The sequence below is a fragment of the Chthonomonas sp. genome (assembly GCF_035294505.1).
Lineage (GTDB): Bacteria > Armatimonadota > Chthonomonadetes > Chthonomonadales > Chthonomonadaceae > Chthonomonas.
Window position 1 is genome coordinate 1 of sequence record NZ_DATGKU010000153.1, and the last position, 1,066, is coordinate 1,066.

Here is a 1,066-nt window from a genome sequence, read left to right on the forward strand (position 1 = left end):
ATACCGGAAGGTAGCCGGGGAGTTCGTGGGGAGCAAGCCCAGCGGGGTATCCATCGCCGAGAGGCGCCGGCCGGAGCCGCACGGGCAGCCCGGTTACTGGCGCGTGGACACGGTGCATCAGGGCGATTGGGATGGCGAAAAGGGTGTGTAGAAAATGCTGATCGAGTTCACCAAGTCACGGGCCTGCCGCAGCCAGGACAACGCATTGGTGGAAGGCAAAAACGGCGCGGTAATCCGCAAACACATGGGCTACGGCCACATACCCCAGCAGCATGCCGAGCCGGTGCACCAGTTCCACACGGCGCATCCGAACCCGTATTTGAACTACCACTGGCCCTGCGGTTTCGCTACGGTCACGATGGACGCACGCGGCAGGCGGCGGAGGTACAACCCCACCGACTACGCCACGCCAAACGAGAAGCTGAAATCACTACCGGAGGCAAAGCAGTACTTGACCGGGATTTCCATTTTGGTTCCCAAGCACGGGTGGTTATACACCAACCACCATCCAGTCGAGCCCGCGAGTTGCATTTCTTCGTGCGAAGGGCACCTTTTTTCCGGAAGGCGTCCCTGTCTGCCCCGCCAAAACATCCAACATTTCCAAATCCAGGTTTTTCAGCCACTTCCATGCACATTTCCCCGACTCTCCGCTTTTCCGCTGTGATTTGCTTCGCCAGCAGCCTCCCTCTAACCCCTCTAACCAGTCGCCACCGGTAAGGCGGCGATCCTTCGCACCACTTATATTGAGGGTGCTGCCAATATTCTTTCTTTCGGCCGCTTTTTTTGTGGCTGTGTGTGTTGTATTGTGGCGTGGATGGCGCAAAGTTGGCGCTTGCGGCCAGTCTACTTGGTTGCTCTGCTCGTTTCCCCGTAGCTACGCTCTATAGTTAAACTACTCCAGTTTTACGCGCGTTCGGTTTGCTGTTTCGTACCTGTGGCCGCTTCGCCAGTTATACTGACAACCTCCTGACAACACACGGGATTCGTGGCGGAGCGGGAGTCTACGCGACGTTTCTCCTAAACCACTGATTCGTGGTATGGCCTGGCGCGCCCAGACGACCCGCGC

General features: G+C 58.0%; 1 protein-coding gene. It reads left to right on the forward strand.

Annotation, left to right across the window (positions count from 1 at the left end; translation table 11 throughout):
• The first annotated feature begins 154 nt into the window (after positions 1–154).
• Positions 155–664 carry a hypothetical protein gene (locus tag VKV18_RS08515; RefSeq protein ID WP_324203780.1) on the forward strand — a complete coding sequence of 170 codons (510 nt, stop codon included), beginning with the start codon at positions 155–157 and terminating at the stop codon, positions 662–664.
• Positions 665–1,066 lie beyond the last annotated feature (402 nt).

What these genes read in the sequence shown, in the direction of transcription:
- VKV18_RS08515 (WP_324203780.1), top strand. Translation starts at nt 155, where the DNA reads ATGCTGATCGAGTTCACCAAGTCACGGGCCTGCCGCAGCCAGGACAAC.